At 63.4% G+C, this 16,473-nt stretch carries 18 protein-coding genes, 1 pseudogene and 2 riboswitches; of the genes and pseudogenes, 11 read left to right on the top strand and 8 right to left on the bottom strand.

Annotated features, from left to right (window positions below; all coding sequences use genetic code 11):
- Window positions 1-21: 21 nt before the first annotated feature.
- Together C2847_RS11255 and C2847_RS11250 are read right to left on the bottom strand one after the other, a co-directional pair.
- A pseudogene (locus C2847_RS11255) lies at window positions 22-402 on the bottom strand (response regulator); the annotation flags it as partial.
- 40 nt (window positions 403-442) lie between these two features.
- The gene (locus tag C2847_RS11250; RefSeq protein ID WP_105318436.1) at window positions 443-1,129 is read right to left on the bottom strand and encodes a gamma-glutamyl-gamma-aminobutyrate hydrolase family protein; all 687 of its coding nucleotides are present in this window, start codon (window positions 1,127-1,129) and stop codon (window positions 443-445) included.
- A 90-nt stretch (window positions 1,130-1,219) separates the two neighbouring features.
- Between C2847_RS11250 and C2847_RS11245 the strand changes: the two genes are divergently transcribed.
- The 9 genes from C2847_RS11245 to C2847_RS11205 all read left to right on the top strand — a co-directional run bounded on the left by C2847_RS11245 (window position 1,220) and on the right by C2847_RS11205 (window position 8,790).
- On the top strand, window positions 1,220-3,355 hold the full coding sequence (locus C2847_RS11245; RefSeq protein WP_105318435.1) for an alpha-amylase family glycosyl hydrolase: 2,136 nt from the start codon (window positions 1,220-1,222) through the stop codon (window positions 3,353-3,355).
- Between the two features lie 106 nt (window positions 3,356-3,461).
- Window positions 3,462-3,524, top strand: a riboswitch (Fluoride riboswitch).
- Window positions 3,525-3,567: 43 nt separating this feature from the next.
- Window positions 3,568-4,737 (top strand): cation:proton antiporter, encoded by a 1,170-nt coding sequence (locus C2847_RS11240; protein WP_105318434.1) that lies wholly within the window; start codon window positions 3,568-3,570, stop codon window positions 4,735-4,737.
- Window positions 4,738-4,769: 32 nt separating this feature from the next.
- Window positions 4,770-5,189, top strand: a complete 420-nt coding sequence (locus tag C2847_RS11235) for a universal stress protein (protein ID WP_105318433.1) — start codon at window positions 4,770-4,772, stop codon at window positions 5,187-5,189.
- On the top strand, window positions 5,189-5,590 hold the full coding sequence (locus C2847_RS11230; RefSeq protein ID WP_105318432.1) for a hypothetical protein: 402 nt from the start codon (window positions 5,189-5,191) through the stop codon (window positions 5,588-5,590). The genes C2847_RS11235 and C2847_RS11230 overlap by 1 nt, the downstream gene beginning before the upstream one ends.
- Window positions 5,591-5,685: 95 nt before the next feature.
- Window positions 5,686-6,018 carry a hypothetical protein gene (locus C2847_RS11225; protein ID WP_128415173.1) on the top strand — a complete coding sequence of 111 codons (333 nt, stop codon included), beginning with the start codon at window positions 5,686-5,688 and terminating at the stop codon, window positions 6,016-6,018.
- Window position 6,019: 1 nt separating this feature from the next.
- Window positions 6,020-6,724 (top strand): metallophosphoesterase family protein, encoded by a 705-nt coding sequence (locus C2847_RS11220; RefSeq protein WP_105318430.1) that lies wholly within the window; start codon window positions 6,020-6,022, stop codon window positions 6,722-6,724.
- A 4-nt stretch (window positions 6,725-6,728) separates the two neighbouring features.
- The gene (locus C2847_RS11215) at window positions 6,729-7,064 is read left to right on the top strand and encodes a DUF190 domain-containing protein (RefSeq protein ID WP_164835714.1); all 336 of its coding nucleotides are present in this window, start codon (window positions 6,729-6,731) and stop codon (window positions 7,062-7,064) included.
- Window positions 7,061-8,176, top strand: a complete 1,116-nt coding sequence (locus C2847_RS11210; RefSeq protein ID WP_105318428.1) for an MFS transporter — start codon at window positions 7,061-7,063, stop codon at window positions 8,174-8,176. Before C2847_RS11215 ends, C2847_RS11210 begins: the two co-directional genes overlap by 4 nt.
- A 5-nt stretch (window positions 8,177-8,181) precedes the next feature.
- Window positions 8,182-8,790, top strand: coding sequence for a hypothetical protein (locus C2847_RS11205; RefSeq protein ID WP_105318427.1), 609 nt, complete (start codon window positions 8,182-8,184; stop codon window positions 8,788-8,790).
- 7 nt (window positions 8,791-8,797) lie between these two features.
- Here the strand turns inward: C2847_RS11205 and C2847_RS11200 are convergent, their stop codons facing one another.
- The 6 genes from C2847_RS11200 to C2847_RS11175 form a co-directional block, all read right to left on the bottom strand.
- A complete protein-coding gene (locus C2847_RS11200) occupies window positions 8,798-10,258 on the bottom strand; it encodes a MutS-related protein (protein ID WP_105318426.1) in 1,461 nt (486 codons plus the stop codon).
- Window positions 10,255-11,775: a MutS-related protein gene (locus C2847_RS11195; protein WP_128415172.1), complete on the bottom strand. Its 1,521-nt coding sequence runs from the start codon at window positions 11,773-11,775 to the stop codon at window positions 10,255-10,257. The genes C2847_RS11200 and C2847_RS11195 overlap by 4 nt, the downstream gene beginning before the upstream one ends.
- 59 nt (window positions 11,776-11,834) lie before the next feature.
- Window positions 11,835-11,897: riboswitch (Fluoride riboswitch) on the bottom strand.
- A gap of 12 nt (window positions 11,898-11,909) precedes the next feature.
- Window positions 11,910-12,326 (bottom strand): hypothetical protein, encoded by a 417-nt coding sequence (locus C2847_RS11190; protein ID WP_105318424.1) that lies wholly within the window; start codon window positions 12,324-12,326, stop codon window positions 11,910-11,912.
- A 17-nt stretch (window positions 12,327-12,343) separates the two neighbouring features.
- Complete coding sequence (locus tag C2847_RS11185) at window positions 12,344-13,594, bottom strand: sensor histidine kinase (protein ID WP_105318423.1); 1,251 nt, start codon at window positions 13,592-13,594, stop codon at window positions 12,344-12,346.
- Entirely contained in the window at window positions 13,591-14,253 is a 663-nt protein-coding gene (locus C2847_RS11180; RefSeq protein ID WP_105318422.1) for a response regulator transcription factor, read from the bottom strand. The genes C2847_RS11185 and C2847_RS11180 overlap by 4 nt, the downstream gene beginning before the upstream one ends.
- Window positions 14,253-14,699: a c-type cytochrome gene (locus C2847_RS11175; RefSeq protein WP_105318421.1), complete on the bottom strand. Its 447-nt coding sequence runs from the start codon at window positions 14,697-14,699 to the stop codon at window positions 14,253-14,255. The genes C2847_RS11180 and C2847_RS11175 overlap by 1 nt, the downstream gene beginning before the upstream one ends.
- Before the next feature lie 86 nt (window positions 14,700-14,785).
- Here C2847_RS11175 and C2847_RS11170 point away from each other — a divergent pair, with 86 nt between their 5' ends.
- Together C2847_RS11170 and C2847_RS12435 are read left to right on the top strand one after the other, a co-directional pair.
- On the top strand, window positions 14,786-16,018 hold the full coding sequence (locus C2847_RS11170) for an Nramp family divalent metal transporter (protein ID WP_105318420.1): 1,233 nt from the start codon (window positions 14,786-14,788) through the stop codon (window positions 16,016-16,018).
- 213 nt (window positions 16,019-16,231) lie between these two features.
- The coding region (locus C2847_RS12435; protein WP_208619955.1) for a hypothetical protein at window positions 16,232-16,473 on the top strand (242 nt) is incomplete at its 3' end.

Below are 16,473 nucleotides of genomic sequence, written 5' to 3'. Positions count from 1 at the left end.
ATGCCCATGAAGCTGGGGGCCTTAAGCCCGTAAGGCCCTCATGCCGGCATCGGTCCGGGTGGGATCGTACTGCACCTCCATGTAGTCCCCCACCTGGATGTCGGCGAAGGCGATGGGGCCGTCGGGGTCATCGCGTTTGAGGACGGTGTAGCCGTCCACGTAGAAGCTAAGGCTCCCCAGGGAGAAGGTATTGCCCTGGTGATCTATGGCGCTTACCGTTCCCTTGGCCTCCGCCTTGGCCGGGTAGCTCTTGGGGTACTTTACCTTCACCAGCTGGGCGTGGTCCGCCTTGGCGGTGAGGACGATGATGGGGGTGCGGTCCTCCTGTTGGATGCGCTGGAGGACCTCGAGGCCATCCGCCTTGGGGAGCATGAGGCCCAGGAGGATCAGGTCAGGCCGCGCGCGCCGCCAGAGCTCTTAGGAGCCTGGTTTTGTGAACGGCCTAGGGTTTGAGAAGGCCGAACAGGGGCCAGTGCTCCTTAAGGAGCTCCGGGTGCCACTGGACCCCTAGGAAAAAGGGATGGCCTTCCAGGGCCACCGCCTCCACCAGGCCGTCCGGGGCTACGGCGATGGGCTTTAAGCCCTGTCCCAGGTCCTTGATCCCCTGGTGGTGGTAGGAGTTCACCCGGAAGCTAGGGGGGAAGAGGCGGGAGAGGGGGCTTTCGGCTACCAGGGTTACCCGGTGGGCCAGGGCAGGAGGGGGACTTTTTTGGTGGTGCTGGATCTCCCGGAAGCCCTGGGCCTCGAGGTCCTGGTAAAGGGTTCCCCCCATGGCCACGTTCATCACCTGGATTCCCCGGCATATCCCCAGGGTGGGAAGCCCCTTCTCCGCCGCGTAGCGGGCCAGGAAGAGCTCGTGTTCGTCCCGCTCGGGGCTGACCTCGCCCAGCCTTGGATGGGATTCCTCCCTGTAGCGATCCGGGTCCACGTCGCCCCCTCCGGGAAGAAGGAGCCCATCCAGGTGGGGAAGGATTCTTTCCAAGGCCTCCGGGCCCTGGGGTGGAAGGAGCACATAGGCCAGGCCCTGGGAGGAGAGGGCTTCCAGATAGAACTCCAAAAGGCCCCAGAATCTTTTCGCCAGGGGGCCCTCGGCTATGCGGTACTGGGTGGCGACACCGATGAGGCGCATGGCTTCATGCTACGCCAGGTGGGGGGTTGCCTGCCGGGGTGGAGGCAGTATGATGGAAGCGCTTCTATATGGGTAGGAAAAGGAGGCAATATGGGAAGAATCCTGGCGGTGTGGGTATGGCTTAGCCTGGCCCTGGCGGTTCCGGTGACCTTCCGCTACACACCTCCTTCGGGCCTCGAGGTGCGCTCGGTAAGCCTCCGGGGCTCCTTCAACAGCTGGGGGGAAACCCCCATGCAGAAGGAGGACGGGTCCTGGGCGGTAACCGTGGACCTGGATCCAGGGGAGCACCAGTACAAGTTCTTCATCAACGGCCAGTGGCCCAGGGACATGTGTAACGATCCCACCTTCGGCACGCCCATGGTGGACCCGAAGGCGGCAGGGTGCGTGGACGATGGCTTTGGGGGTCAGAACGCCGTGATCGTGGTCCAGGCCCCGGTAGCCCCCACCCCTCCTGTGGGGCCCGTGGCTCTGGACTTCGCCCATGATCCGTTGGACGCCCAGTATGTGTCCTATGCCGACGGCAAGCTTTCCGTGCGCTTCCGGGCGGGGGAGGGGGCGGTGGCGGCCGCCTGGGTGGAGGTAGGAGGAAAGAGGCTCCCCATGTACCTGCAGCTGAGTTTCCCGGGGAGCGAGGTTTGGCGTGGGACCTTACCTGGAGGCGTGGGAGCCTATCGCATCCTGGTGCGGACCCAGGATGGCAAGGAGGAGGTGTTTGGCCCCTTTAGCCCTCCCGAAAGGCCCTTCGCCGAGGTGGCCTGGGTGGGCGAGGGGGTGGGTTATCAGATCTTCCCCGAGCGCTTCTACAACGGGGATTCCAGCAACGACGCCTTGGCCCTGGAAACCGACGAGTACCGCTTTAACCAGGTGTGGCAGCGCTCCTCTGGGCCCAAGCCCCATCTTTCCCGCTGGGGCGATCCCCCCTCACCCCTGCACTGCTGCCACCAGTACTTCGGGGGGGATCTTGCCGGGGTGCTGGCCAAGCTTCCTTACCTGAAGGCCCTGGGGGTTAGCGTCCTCTACCTGAATCCCATCTTTGATTCCGGGTCGGCCCACGGCTACGACACCCACGACTACCTCAAGGTTTCCCCCAAGTTCGGCGACAAACCCCTCTTGCGCAAGCTGCTGGACGAGGCCCACCACCTCGGCATGCGGGTGATCTTTGACTTCGTCCCCAACCACACTGGCCTGGGCTTTTGGGCTTTTCAGGATGTGGTAAAGAGGGGTCCCCGTTCCCCTTACTGGAACTGGTACTTCATCAAGCGGTGGCCCTTTGTGCCGGGTGACGGATCGGCCTACGAGGGATGGTGGGGGTTAGGGAGCCTGCCCAAGCTGAACACCGCAAACCCCGGGGTGAAGCGCTACCTGATCGAGGTGGCCAAGTACTGGGTACGCTTCGGCTTTGACGGGGTGCGGGTGGATGTGCCCGGGGATGTGCTAAATCCTCACGCTTTCTTTAAGGAAATGCGGGCCGAACTGAAGGCCATCAAGCCCGACGCCTACCTGGTGGCGGAGATCTGGCAGAGGGATCCTAGCTGGCTTCGGGGGGATGAGTTTGACTCCCTGATGAACTACGCCATCGGCCGGGATATCCTCCTCCGCTTTGCTAAGGGGGGAAGCCTAGCCTTGTACAACGCCCGCCGAGCCTTGGCGGACCTAGCCCGGGTTTACGCCCTTTACCCGGAGGCGGTGGCCGGGATGGGCTTCAACTTGATCACCTCCCACGATACGGCCCGCCTCCTTACCGAGCTTGGGGGCGGGGGCCTGAAGGACGTTCCCAGCCCGGAAGCCAGGGCCCGGCAGCGGCTTGCGGCGGCCATGCTCTACGCCCTTCCCGGCCTCCCCGTAACCTTCCAGGGGGATGAGTGCGGTTTCACTGGGGAAAGGCCAGCCGAACCCCCCCACGAGCTCAACCGGTATCCCTTCCAGTGGGAGAAATGCCATGGGGAAACCCTGGCCTTTTACCAGGAGCTGGCAGGGTTGCGCCGTGAGCTTGCGGCCCTGAGAAGCGCTGTGTTCCGAACGTACTTCGGAGAGGGTCACCTGCTGGCCTTCCTGCGGGGGGAGCCGGGAGAGGGGGAGGTGCTTGCCGTTTTTAACAGCGGCCTTGAGGCCGCCTCCCTGGCCCTGCCTCCTGGCGGTTGGCGGGACCCTCTGGAGGGGCGCACATACCGTAAGGAGGTGACCGTGCCGCCCCTGGGCTTCCGGTACCTGGTCCACCTGGGGTGATAGTGGACCTGGCTGCATCCTTGCGGCTGGGGGGCTAAGCGAGGGTTTTGGGGTGAGGCGGTTTCAGGCTTCGCTTTCACTTTGTCTTCATCCTGGCCTTTTAACATAGCTTCAAGGCGATGGGGCCCGCCTGAAACCGCCCAGCCGGGCTGATGGCTCCTACCCAGAAGGGGTAGGGGCCTTTTCTCCTACCCCGGAAAGGAGGAAACCCCATGGACTGGAGTGCGGCGGCAATCTGGATGGGTTTGGCGGTGGTGGCGGCCCTGCTCTCCATCTGGTTCCGGGTCTCCGTGGCCCTAACGGAGATCCTGGTGGGGGTAGTTGCAGGGGCCCTTATAGGCAAGGAGGCCCTTCACACCACGGCATCCTGGGTGACCTTTCTGGCAGGGGTGGGAAGCGTTGTCCTCACCTTTCTGGCTGGGGCTGAGCTGGATCCGAAAACCCTGAAGCGAAGCTGGAAGGAGGCCTTTGCCATAGGGCTCGCGGGCTTCTTTGCCCCATTTCTTGGGTCAGCCTTCGTGGCCCATGCCCTCCTGGGCTGGGATCCCCGGGCTAGCTGGCTTGCTGGTGTGGCCCTGTCCACCACCAGCGTGGCCGTGGTCTATGCGGTGATGCTGGAGCTGGGGCTGAACCAGACTCCCTTTGGCAAGGTGATTTTAGCCGCTTGTTTCGTCAACGACCTGGGGACGGTTCTGGCCTTGGGCCTCCTGTTCGCCCCCTTTGGGACGGCCACCTGGGTGTTTGCCCTAGGCCTTGGGCTAGGGTTGTACCTGCTCATCCGGGCTACCCCATGGCTGTTCGCTCGCTACGGCGGCAGCACCCATGAACTGGAGGCCAAGTTTCTCCTCTTCGCCCTCTTCGCCCTGGGGGCCTTAGCTGCCTGGAGTGGCTCGGAGGCGGTGCTTCCCGCCTACCTGGTGGGTATGGTTTTGGCCGGGAGTGTGGGCAAGGACCACGCGTTGATCCGCCGCCTGCGTACCCTTACCTTGGGGCTTCTCACGCCCTTCTATTTCATCAGGGCGGGTAGCCTGGTGAGCCTTCCCGCCCTCCTGCTCGGCCTGGGGGGTTTTTTCGTTTTGTTGCTGGCCAAGATGGTAAGCAAGGTTCTTGGGGTCTATCCCATCACCCTGGTCTTTCGCTACCGGAGAAGGGATGCCGCCTACACCACCCTCCTCATGTCCACAGGGCTCACCTTCGGCACCATCAGCAGCCTTTACGGGCTAACCCACGGAATTATCAGCGAAGACCAGTATTCCCTGTTGGTGGCCGCGGTCATCGCCAGCGCCGTGGTGCCCACCTGGATCGCCAACCGCTTCTTCCTGCCCCACCATCACATTCAGGCAGCGCGGATTGGCCTCGAGGAGGTGCGGAATGAAGGATAGGTTGGAGCTGAGGGAAGAGGAGGTGAGAAAGCATGTTTCGTAGGATTTTGGTAGGATACGATGGATCGGAGCCTGCTAAGAAGGCCTTAATCGCTGCCCTGGAGCTGGCCCAGGCCTTCCGGGGGGAGGTATTGGCATTGGCGGTGGTCCGGCCACCGGAGTTCGCAGAGCTGGGGATCGAGCTGGAAGGGGTGCTGGAGGAGGCCAAAGGGCCCTTGGCCGAGGCCTTTCGCTTTGCCCAGCGCGAGGCTGCACGGCGGGGGGTGGTCCTGAGAACCCGAAGCCAGGTGGGGCATCCGGCGGAGACCCTGGTGCGGGTGGCGGAAGAGGAAGGCTTCGACCTCATCGTACTGGGGCGGCGGGGCCTAACCCCGGTCCAGCGCTGGATGCTGGGCTCGGTATCGGAGCGGGTGTTGCGCTACGCCCCTTGCGCGGTGATGGTGGTGCACTGATGCTCTGGCCCCCTTGCCCTTACCGAAAAGACGGGCGCTGCGGGGCGGAGGAGGACCGGCCCGTGACCCTCGAGGACTGCCAGGCCTGCCCCATCCCGGAAGCCCTGGCCCACCCCCAGGCTTGCCTGTACCTGGTCCCCTTCCGGATGGAGGGGAAGGCCCTCTTCGCCTGCCGCTTCACCTTCACCTGGGCCCAGGAGCCAGCGGTGGCGGACTGGCGGCGCCTGTGCCCCTGCCCCTACTGGTTCCCCCGGGCCCCGGAGGAGGCATGGATCCGCGACCTCCGCTCCCTCCAAGACCGCTACCGCCGGGTGCTTAAGGGCGAGGAGCCCCGGTATCCTCCCTTGGTGCCCCCGAAAACCGACTCCCGAAGAAGGAGGTGGCCGTGGTCCAAAGGCTAGTCTTGGTGGGGCCCGAAGACCTCCACCGTACCCTACTTTTCCTGTCCCCACACCCCCAGCCACTTCCCCAGGTGCTGGAGGTTCTGCGTAGGTCCGTGGATGAACCCATGGAGGCCCTGCTCCTCGCCGAGGAGGTGGGGCTAAGCCAGCAGGTGGGGATGGACATCCGCTTAACCCCGGAGGGCCGGGCCTGGCTGGAGGCTCCCTGGGATCCCCCTCCAGATCTCCTCCTCCTTTTGTTGCAGGCCCTACCCTGGCCGGAGGCCTTGGAAGCCCTGAAAGCCCAGGGGAACGCTATGCCCTTAGCTGGCCTTCTGTCCCTGTTTCCGGAGGGACCCAAGGGGGAGAAGGCCGCCCGAGCCATGGCGGAATGGGGTGCACTTCTGGGCTTCTGGGACCTATCGGAGGAAAGAATCATGAGGAGGTAGCATGCGCATCTTAATCTTGAGTGACCTGCACGGCAACACCTGGGCTCTTCAGGCCATTCTGCGGGCGGCGGGCCCGGTGGAGGCCGTTCTCTTCGCCGGTGATGTCGTGAACTACGGCCCAAGCCCTCGAGGGGTGGTGTCCTGGCTTCGGAGGGTAGGGGCCGTGGCGGTCAGGGGCAACCACGATCATGCGGTTGCCTTCGGAGGGAATCCCAAGGCTGCACCTCGGAAAGCACCCCTGGCCGGCGCTCTCCTGGAGTGGACCAAAAAGGCTCTTAGACCTGAGGACTTAGCCTACCTCCGTAGCCTTCCGCTTTATGCGGTTTGGGCTGGGAATGGTGTCCGGTTCGCCCTAATACATGGGAGCCTGCAAGACCCCCTGTACGACTACCGTCTGGATCCCCAGGCTGGGGATGAGGCTCTTATGGAGGCTGCAGAAAGTCTGCGAGCTGAGGTGGTGGTTTTCGGGCACACCCACCTTCCCTTTATTCGCCGTATCGGCGACAGGCTCTTCATCAACCCAGGTTCGGCGGGTCAACCCTTGGACGGGGATCCCAGGGCCAGCTTTGTTCTTTACGAGGAGGGGCGTGCGCAACTTTACCGTGTACAGTACGACCTTCAGGGGCTTCTCGGGGCCCTGGAGGGTTTGCCGTTGGGCAAAGAGCAAAGGGCGGAGCTTCGCCGACTATATGAACGGGCTGGGTGAGAGCATGCGGGGGCATGAGGAAGCCGTGCTCTTGAGGGTCTTTGTGAGTGAATCGGATCGCTACGAGGGTCGGCCCCTTTACCAGGCTATAATCCTGGAAGCCAGGAATCGGGGTCTGGCGGGAGCCACAGCCTTTAAGGGGTTTCTGGGATACGGGGTCCACTCCCGCATCCACAGCGCTAGATTTATTCGTTCCGGGGACTTGCCGGTTATGGTGGAGGTAGTGGATACGCAGGAGAGGATCCTCTTCTTCCTGAACGTCCTGAAGGGGATGCTGGCGGAGGGCTTGGCCACCCTGGAGCGGGTGGAGGTGATCAGATCTTCGCCGAAGGCGAGATGAACCCCGCCTGGCGTTTCGTGGTGGCCATCGGCTTGGTGAGCCTTTTTGCTGATCTTACCTACGAGGGAGGGCGCAGCATTGCTGGGGCCTTCCTGGAAACCCTCGGCTCCTCTGCAGCCCTGGTAGGCTTTGTTGCCGGGTTTGGGGAATTTCTAGGCTACTTGGTGCGCTTGGTTTCCGGAGGGCTCGCAGACCGGTTTCGGTTTCACTGGCCCCTTCTCTACCTGGGCTACGAGGTGAACCTGCTCTCGGTGCCGGCTCTGGCCTTGGCCCAAGGTCCTGTAGGGGCGGGCCTGCTTCTTTTTCTGGAACGCCTCGGGAAAGGTCTGCGCACTCCTGCCCGCGATGCCCTTCTGGCTAGGGCCGGGAGGGAGGTGGGTCACGGTAGGGTCTTTGGCCTGCACGAGACGGTGGACCAGATAGGTGCCTTTCTGGGCCCCTTGCTGGTGGCCTTGGGGGTAGCCCTGGGAGGCTACCGTCTCGGTTTTGCCTTCCTTCTTCTTCCCGCCCTCCTGGCCTTAGGCTTCCTCCTTCGGGCGCGCGGCCTCGAGCTCCAGGAGGAGAGGGTCCTTCAGGTCCAGCCCCTGCCCTCGGGCTTTTCCCTTTACCTGCTTTACAGCGCTCTCTTCGCCTTGGGATTCGTGCACTTTCAGCTTCTGGCCTTTCATTTGGAAAAGCTGGGGGCCGGGCCGGTACATATCCCCCTTTTATACGCTTTAGCCATGGGTGCGGATGCCCTTTTCGCCCTCCTGGGTGGCCTGGCTTTTGACCGCTTGGGCCTAAGAAGCTTGTTTTTTGCTCCCCTTTTCGCCCTCGCAGCCCCCCTCCTCATGGGGAATAACCCGGCCCTTTGGTGGACGGGCAGCTTCCTTTGGGGAGGGGCTCTGGGGCTGCAGGAAAGCGTCTTGCGGGCCGGGGTGGGCCACCTAGGGGGTTCGGCCTTTGCCTACGGGGTTTTCGACACGGCCTTCGGCTTTGCCTGGTTCTTGGGAAGCGTGGCCATGGGTTTCCTTTACGAGACCTCGCCGGTTCGTGCGATGGCCTTCGTAGGCGGCAGCGAGGTCTTTGCCCTCCTTGCCCTCCTTGCCCTTCTGGCTCGCATACGGAGGTAGAGACCATGGGGTTTTTCAGCCGGAATCGTCCGAAACCCAAGGATGCGGAAAGCGACCGCATGGTGGAGGAACTCAGGGCCAGCCTGGCCAAAGCGCAGGAGGAAATCGCCTTTCTGCGCTCGCAAAACGATCGTCTAAGCCAGGAAGCGGCGCCCGCCTTGAAGGAAAACGCGGTGTTGCGTTACGAACTCTTCAAGTGCCAAACGGACCGTCAGGTGTTGGAGTTCCACCTCTTTGGCCTGCGCGCCGAGCTGGGAGGGGCCCTGGCCCTTTTAGCCCGCTTGGCTCCGGGCGAACCCCCGAAGGAGCAGGCTGTGCTCCAGGCCTTTTTGGATCTGATGGAGGTGGGGCGGCGCCTGGGGGTGGAGGTCAGGGAACTCTACGAAGCGGAAACGCTGGCCAAGCGCTCCCTGGAGGGGCCGCAAGAGTTTGATCCAGAGCGCTTTCTCCGTCTGCGCCTTGTCGGCATCCTGGCAGCTGTGGAGCGGATCCTAGGGGAGGAAATCCGGAGGGCGGAACGGCCCGGGGAAGCCCTTGCCGGGTTCCCCGAGCATCTTCAGGAACTCCGTCAGCTCCTGGCCAAGGCCCTCTCCTCTTGGGTGGGGGCCAATTAGGCCTTGCCTAGCTGAAGATCCGGCGCAGAAGGTCGAGGGCGTAGGCGGTGGGCTCGGGAGGTGCCTCCTTGAGGCGGTAGGTGCGCCGGCCGTCGGGGAGGCGCTCGGCTCTTAGAAAAAGGGCCTTGGCGTTGCCTAAGAAAGCTGCCGCCAGGGTGTAGAAATGGGTGACGAACACCACCCGTATCCCCCGTTCCACCAGGGCTTGGATCACCTGTGCCCCCAGTTCCGATCCCTCGGGCTCGCTGGTGGCCGCGAAGCTCTCGTTGAAGAGAAAGAGCGGCCGGGCGGTCAGGTGGTCCACCAGGTCGCTAAGCCGCCTGAGCTCCTCCTCAAACCTCCCCGCCTCGAGGGATGGGTCCTCTTCCCGTTTGAAGTGCGTGAATAGGCCGTCCACCAGCCCGCTTTCAAAGAACTCGGCTCCCACGAAAAGCCCGGCCTGCATCATGATTTGGGCTAGGCCTAGGCTACGCAAAAAGGTGGTCTTGCCCCCGCGGTTCGCCCCGGTGATCAGAATCGGGTTCTTGCCGTGGGCTTCCAGATGGTTGCCCACCGCATACCCTTGCCGAAGGGCAAGGCCCACATCGTAGAGGTTGCGGAAGGCTAGGCGAACCCCTTCGGCAGGAACGGGAAAGGCTAAAGGCAAGCCTAGTGCCCGAAGCCTGTTGGCCAGCCGGATGGCTCCCAGGAGAAAGCCCACCTCGGCTCGGAGAGCCTCGAAGAACCGGGTGACTTCTTCCACCGCCAGCGCCAGGGCGCGTGCGGCGGCAAACACCCCTCTCTCCCGAAACTCTCCCAGGATCCTTGCCCCAGCCTCGTCCCGGGGGTGAAGGGTGAGGGTAAAGGCCATCGGCCTGCTGCCGAAGGGCCAGGGGATGGGGTTTCTTTTCGGGAACAGGAGGGTGTACTCCCGGCCCCTTCCTCCTGGGCCCAAGGAAGCCGCCATCCAGATTCCTTGGGGAAAGCGCAGGGCTCGAAGGTGCCCTTCCGCTTCTCGGAAAAACTCCGGGGTGAGGTGGGCAGCCAGCTGATCCTTGAGACTCCGAAAGCCCCTCGAGGCCAGGTGAGCCGATTCCAGGAGCTCCCGTACCCCTCGTAACCCCTTCAGAAGGGCCTCCATCGCCTTGATGCCCCCGTAGAGATCGGGGCGATCCCGCCGGAAAAGACCCCAGGACTCCTTGCGTTTTTCTTGCAGGGTTTGCCCGGCCAGGCGGTAAAGCGCTTCTATGAGCCTGGGATGCTCTAAAGCCTCGCGGAGCACCTCCTGACGGTGGTGGATGACCCGGGCTTCCTGGGATAATCCCTGGGCCAGGACCTGGCGGGCTACGTCTAGCAGGTAGGTGTCGCCCTCCGCCATGGCCTCCAGGGCCGTTACCAACCCCAGGTCGTGTTCCACCTCGGCCCAGGAGTAGGGGAGGGGCTTGGCCAGGCTTAGGTCCTCGTCCGGGTGCAGGAGTCCCACCCTCATGCCCCGCCTCCTAAGCGGCGCTTCAGCGCCTCGTAGGTCAGCCCGTGTCTGGCCGCCAAGGCCAGGGCATAGACCTTACCCTCCGCAGGCTTTTCACGGATGTGGAACGTCCGCCTTGAGGGATCACTGGGATCCACTTCTGCCACCAGGCTCCTGGTTCCGGGGAGACGGGCAAGCTCATCCAAGAACGTGACCACCAGGGCCAAGCTCCCCTTGTCGCGTATCTTTTCCAGCAGAAAGCGTCCTATCGTCCTTGCATCCACGAGGGTAGCGGAGGCCAGGGGCTCGTTCAGGATGAGGAGGGAACGAGCCGTGGCCTGCTCAAGGATATCCCTTAGCCTCAACAGGTCTGATTCCAGCTTGCTTCTGAGGTCCTCGGGGTTTTCCCGGACTTCGAAGTGGCTGAGAATCCGGTCGGGTAGAAGGAGGCGGGCCCGTCTTCCGGGCACCGGAAGACCCAGGGAGAAGAGGTGGTGAACCTGGCCTACCATACGGGCAAAGGTGGTCTTTCCCCCCTGGTTGGGCCCGGTGATCACGAGGATGCGCTCCCCTTCTACCCGAAAGTCGTTGGGTATGGGCGCTTTTCCCTCGGCCACCGACTTGGCTGCCAGGACCAGGTCGAAGGCTCCCTCCACGAAAAAGGGCGGGGCGTCCCCAGGTTCCGGGTAGGTAAAGGGAAGCCCCGCGGCGCGCAAGGGGGAGAGAAAGTCCAGATAGGCCAGAAAGAAGCGCACTTCCCGCTCCAGCCGGGTCAGAACGGGGTCCAAAAACCCCTGATGGGTTGCAAAAAAGGACTGAAGGCGGGCAAAGGGCCCCGGGAAAAGAAGGGCCAGATGGTCCAGGAGCCACTCCTCTATGTGGTTGAGGATGGGGCCTTCTTCCATCCCGGGCTCTGGGAAGGTGGGGGAGGAAGGGCCGAAGAAGGGCCTGAAGGTTTCCATTATCCTCCGGCCGTAATCCCCTTCCCCCTGGTAGGCGCGAAGGGTAAGCCGCCCCTCGTGCACATGGAGCACGTAACGGAGCCCTTGCAGGTCCTGCCAGACGGTTTCTGCTTCCTGGCGTAGGTTGGAGAGGCCAGGGGATTGCAAGTAGGCCTCGAGGTAGGCGGCGTACGCCCTCAACCCCGGAGAATGGGGGGGAAGAAGGGACCAGTCCCGGCCCAAGGCCCCCACCCCCGCAAGGTAGGCCCGGGCGGCCTGCAGGTGGTAGAGGGCTTTTTGCCTGGGGTGCCGGGCCTTTTGCGAAAGCTCAAGCCGCCCCCGCACCTCCTCCATGGAGCGAAGGAAGCCCCGCAAGGAGGAGGCCTTTCCCTCCAGCTCCCGGCATACCGCCTGGCGGTGGAGCACTGCCGTTTTGTGATTGGGAAGGTGCCGGAAGAAGCTGAGGAGCCCAAAGCCATCCTGGGAAGCAAGGAAGAGCCCTTCCAACTCGTTCAGAAGCAGATCCTGGAAGTAAGGAGGCGGGGGAACCTCCGGAGGGACCTCTTCCTCCGATCCCAAAAGGCTTGGCCTCTCCATCCATCGTAGAAGTTCCTCCTTGGCCACGGCCACCTCCTAATAGAAAGACTCCCACCGGTTTCCCAGTAGGAGTCATCAGCCCGTTTCGGGCGGTTCAGGCGGACTCCATCGCCCTCTTTTTAGTATACCTCCCCTTAAGGTTTTTTGGGGGCATGGGCTGCCGGTGCGGTGACCTTAACCGTCACCAAATTGCCGTCTTTGCCGATAGCCACATGGCGGTTCTTAAGGAGGATGGCCAGGGTGTAGGTGCTCTTCCCAATGCGCACCCGCAGGGCCTCGAGGCTACTGGCCTTTCCCACCACGGCGTAGCGGTAGCTCTTCCCGTGGGGCAAGGCGAAGACCACGTAGGCTGCCTTGCCCACCTCCTCGGCGCTCGGCAACATGCCCTTGCCCGTCTGCCACACCGCCAGGCCCTTGGCATCTTCCAGGACGATGGCCGTACCCGGGGGCAGTGCCCTGGGCGGGAACACGCTGGACACCTTGAGGCCGCCACCCATGGGCGCTGCCAGGGCCAGAGCCGAAACCATAAGGAACCCAAGCATCCGTTTCATCCCTTCACCTCCGGAGCCTACGCTCCAAGGTTCATTGAAGGGGAAGAGGCTGAAGGGGGCCTGAAGAGCAGGCGGATCCGGAACCCGCCCTCCTGGGCAAGGTGAAGATCCGCTCCCAAGGCCTCGGCCACCTGGCGCACCACCCTCAGGCCCAAGCCCTCCCGGGCCCTGGGGGATGGTCCCGGTCCCTCATCTTGGACCTCCAGGTAAGCCTGCCCATCCGTGGTCCCTGTCCGCACGTACACCGTACCTTGGCCGTGAAGGAGGGCGTTGTGAACCAGGTTGTTCAAGGCCCTCTCCAAGAGGCGGGGATCGGCCACGGCTTTGGCCGGTTGGGCTTCCAGGATGAGTTCCCGCCCCCTGGCCACCGCCAAGGGTTGGAAGCGGTCGAAGGCTAGACCCGCCAGCTCGGGGAGGTCCACCTCCACCAGGCGCAGGTCCTGGGACTGGGTTCGGGAGAGGGCGAGGAGGTTTTCCGCCAGGGCCTCGAGGCGCTCCGCCTGGACCTTTAGCTTGGCCAGGGCGTCCCGTTCCAAGTGGGGAGCCTTGAGCAAGCGCTCCAACCCCACCCGAAAGGCGGCAATGGGGGTGCGCAGTTCATGGCTGGCTAAGGCCAGGAAGGCCTGCTCCCGCTCTCGGTCCGCCTTAAGGGTGCGCAGGAGCTTGGCAAAGGCCTGGGCAAGGCGGGCCACCTCGTCACGGCCCCCCGGGGGCTCCACCACCTGGAAGCGCATGACCCCGTCGGCCAAGCGGCGCAAGGGGCTGAGGGCCAGTCCCGCTAGGAGGTAGGCCAGCACCCCGGTGACCACCCCCACCAGGAGGAGAAGGGGCAGGCCCAGGCGTAGGTAAAGGAGGGCCAGGTGTTCCACTACGCCCAGGGGCTGGGCCACCACCAAGCGGTACTCTTGGCTCTCGAGGGTATAGATGCGCCAACCAGCCAGGCTTTGGGGGGTTTTGCCCTGGACCGAGCGTAGAAAAAGGGGAGGAGCAGAAAGCCCACCCGACCAAACCAGTTCTCCCTTGCGGTAGAGCCAGGCTGCTCCCGGGAGTTCCCCTGCCAGCACCTCCTGCTCCACCTCGGGGGGCACCAGGTGGTCGGACTCTTCACGAACGGTTTCCAGGAGGACCTTGGCCTGGAGCTTTAGGGCGTGGTCTACCTCGGCCAGGGCCAAGCGAACCAGGAACAGGCTGGAGAGCCAAAGCCCTAACCCCAGCCCCGAGAGGGCTAGGGCTGCGGTGATCAAGGCAAGGCGGAGGCGCAAGCTCATCCGGGAACACGGTAGCCTAGGCCCCGGATGGTTTCAATGACCTCCTCGCCCAGCTTCTTGCGCAGGTTCTTCACATAGACCTCCACCAGGTTGGACTCCCCTTCGTAGCCGGGCCCCCAGATCCGCTCCAGGATCTCATCCTTGGAGAAAACCCTTCCGCGGTTAAGGACGAGGAGTTCCAGCACCTGGTATTCCTTAGCGGTGAGGCCAATGGGAAGGCCGCCCTTGAGAACCCTCCGGGCTTCCACCTCCAGGACCACTTCTCCCACTTCCACCCGCCTGGGCAGCACCTCTCCCCTGCGGAGGAGGGCCCGTATGCGGGCAACCAGTTCGGAAAGGGCGAAGGGCTTGGTCAGGTAGTCCTCGCCCAGCTCGAGGCCGTGGAGCCGGTCGTCCAGGGCATCCTTGGCGGTCAGGAAGAGGATGGGTTGGGTGAAGCCTGCCTCCCGCAGGGTGCGGGCTAGGTGGAATCCCGCCTCTTCCCCTTCGGGAAGGCGCACATCCAACACCATGGCCTGGAAAGGGGCATCCCACAAGGCCTCCCAGGCCTCCTCCTGGGAGGTGGCCCAGACCACCTGGAAGCCATGCTCTTCCAGGGCCTGGGTTACGGTCCTTCCCAGGTCGGGATCGTCCTCCACCAGGAGAAGCCTCGCACCCATCAGAGCTTCAAAGTCTGCCGCAAGGCGTAGACCTTCTGTGGCGTAAGCTTCCTGGCCCGCTCCTTTTTTACCTCATCTGCGGTGTAGGGCTTGAACCCGGCCGGGGGTTTGTTGCCGAAGGCGGTGGTGATGTGGTTAAGGATGGCGGCGATAAGGTCGTCCTTGAGCTGAGGCCCCCAGGCTGGCATGGATCCGTTGTACGTCTGACCCTTCACCTTGATCTGTCCCTGCAGGCCAAACAGCACCACATCGAGCAGATAGGTCCGTCCGTCCTTCTTGGCCAGAATCTCGGGCACATACCCAGCCAGCGGGGGAAAGGCCCCGGGTAGGCCCTGGCCATTGGCTTGGTGGCAGCTGGCGCAGTACTGTCCGTAAAGGGCCTGTCCGCTTTGTGCCGTGGCCAAACCTAGGAGAACCACCAAGGCCGCGAAGCCCAACTTCCTCATGCTTCACCTCCAGGATTTCAGGTTACTCCAAGAGCTGAAGGGGAAATGAAACCCCCTGACTGGGGTCTTGGGTGTATCCTTAGGGCATGGGGCTTTTAGGCACGCCTAAACCCCGGCCATGGTGGTGGTATCTGGGCCCGGGGTTTCTTGTTTCCGTGGGGTATATGGACCCTGGAAACTGGGCCACGAGCCTTGAGGCGGGAAGCCGGTATGGCTACCGACTCCTCTTCGTGGTAACCCTCTCCAGCGCCATGGCTGTTCTCTTTCAGGCCATCGCCGCCCGGCTCGGGGTGGCCACGGGGAAGGATCTCGCCGAGCATATGCGGGCGCACTATCCCGGGGCCTGGGGGCGCTTTCTTTTTCTCACCGCCTTCCTGGCCATGGTGGCCACGGACCTGGCCGAGTTCATGGGGATGGCGGTGGCCTTAAACCTTCTGTTTGGCCTTCCCCTGGTCCTGGCCGCCTGGCTTACGGTTCTGGATGTGTTCCTGATCCTTTACCTGGAACGCTTTGGTTTCCGGGCCCTGGAGTGGGCCATCACCGCCCTGGTAGCCGTAATCGGCCTGGCCTATGTGGTGGAGGTAGCCTTGGCTAGACCCCCGGCCCTGGAACTAGTCCGGCACCTTTTCCTTCCCAACGCCGCCTTGGGGGATGCCGGGGCCCTTTATGTGGCCCTGGGCATCCTCGGGGCCACGGTGATGCCCCATAACCTTTTCCTGCACTCCGCCCAGGTGAAGACCCGGCTGGGGGAAGGGAGGAAGCGGGTGTATCGATTCCTCCTCCTGGACACGGTGCTGGCCCTGTCGGGGGCCTGGCTGGTTAACGCCGCCATCCTGGTGGTGGCAGCTAGCGTTTTTCACACCCATGGCTTGGTTATCCGGGACCTTGGGGAGGCCTACCACACTTTGGTTCCCCTGTTGGGGCCCTTGGCGGCGTTCGCCTTCGGCATAGGCCTCCTGGCCAGCGGCCTTTCCAGCACCGTTACCGGCACCTTGGCCATGCAGGTGGTGGTGGAGGGTTTTCTGGGGGCTAAGGCCAACCGGGTCCGGCTACGGCTTCTGACCCGGATTTTGGCGGTACTCCCAGCCTCCCTGGCCCTCACCCTCCACGCCTCCCCCATGGCCCTCATCGTCTTCTCCCAGGTGCTCCTTTCCCTGCAGCTTCCCTTCACCCTCTTCCCGCTCATGCGGTTCAGCGGGGACCCCAACCTGATGGGTTCCTTGCTGGGACCTTCCTGGCTCCGTTTCCTGGGATGGGGGGCAACTTTTCTGGTGCTGGGCCTTAACCTCTACCTCCTCAAGCAGGCGCTGGGTTCATGAGAGGGCGGAAGCCAACAGGGCAAGGATTTGGGGCAACCAGGGTTCGAGGGGAGAGGGGTGATCTACGGGGGAGTTCTGCAAGCGTTACCTTGAGCCCCGCTTCAGGACAACTTCAGGGTTTGGCCTTTTCCTCAGGGCATGAGGCCCATAGCCTTGCTCCCGCTCCTCGGGTTGCTGTCCCTCGCCTGGGCAAAAGACCCCTTGGACAAGGGTGTGGTCATTGCTGATGCGGGCAACCACCGTTTGGTGGAGCTCGCTGGGGAGGGGAGGCTTGTTCGGGTGGTTCCCCTGCCCAGGCCGTTCCGCTATACGGATGACGTCTTCTTGGCCCCCGGGGGGTCGGTGGCCTACATCACGGATCCGGAGGTGGATGCGGTGGGTGCGGTGAGCTACCTCAAAACTTGCACTTATCCACCCCCCGCATACCCATGCGCCAGGGGACCACTTGAAAAGGG

The organism is Thermus tenuipuniceus (assembly GCF_002964845.1).
Taxonomy (GTDB): domain Bacteria; phylum Deinococcota; class Deinococci; order Deinococcales; family Thermaceae; genus Thermus; species Thermus tenuipuniceus.
Note: the sequence above shows the minus strand (reverse complement) of the source record. Positions and strands in the feature narration are given on the sequence as shown.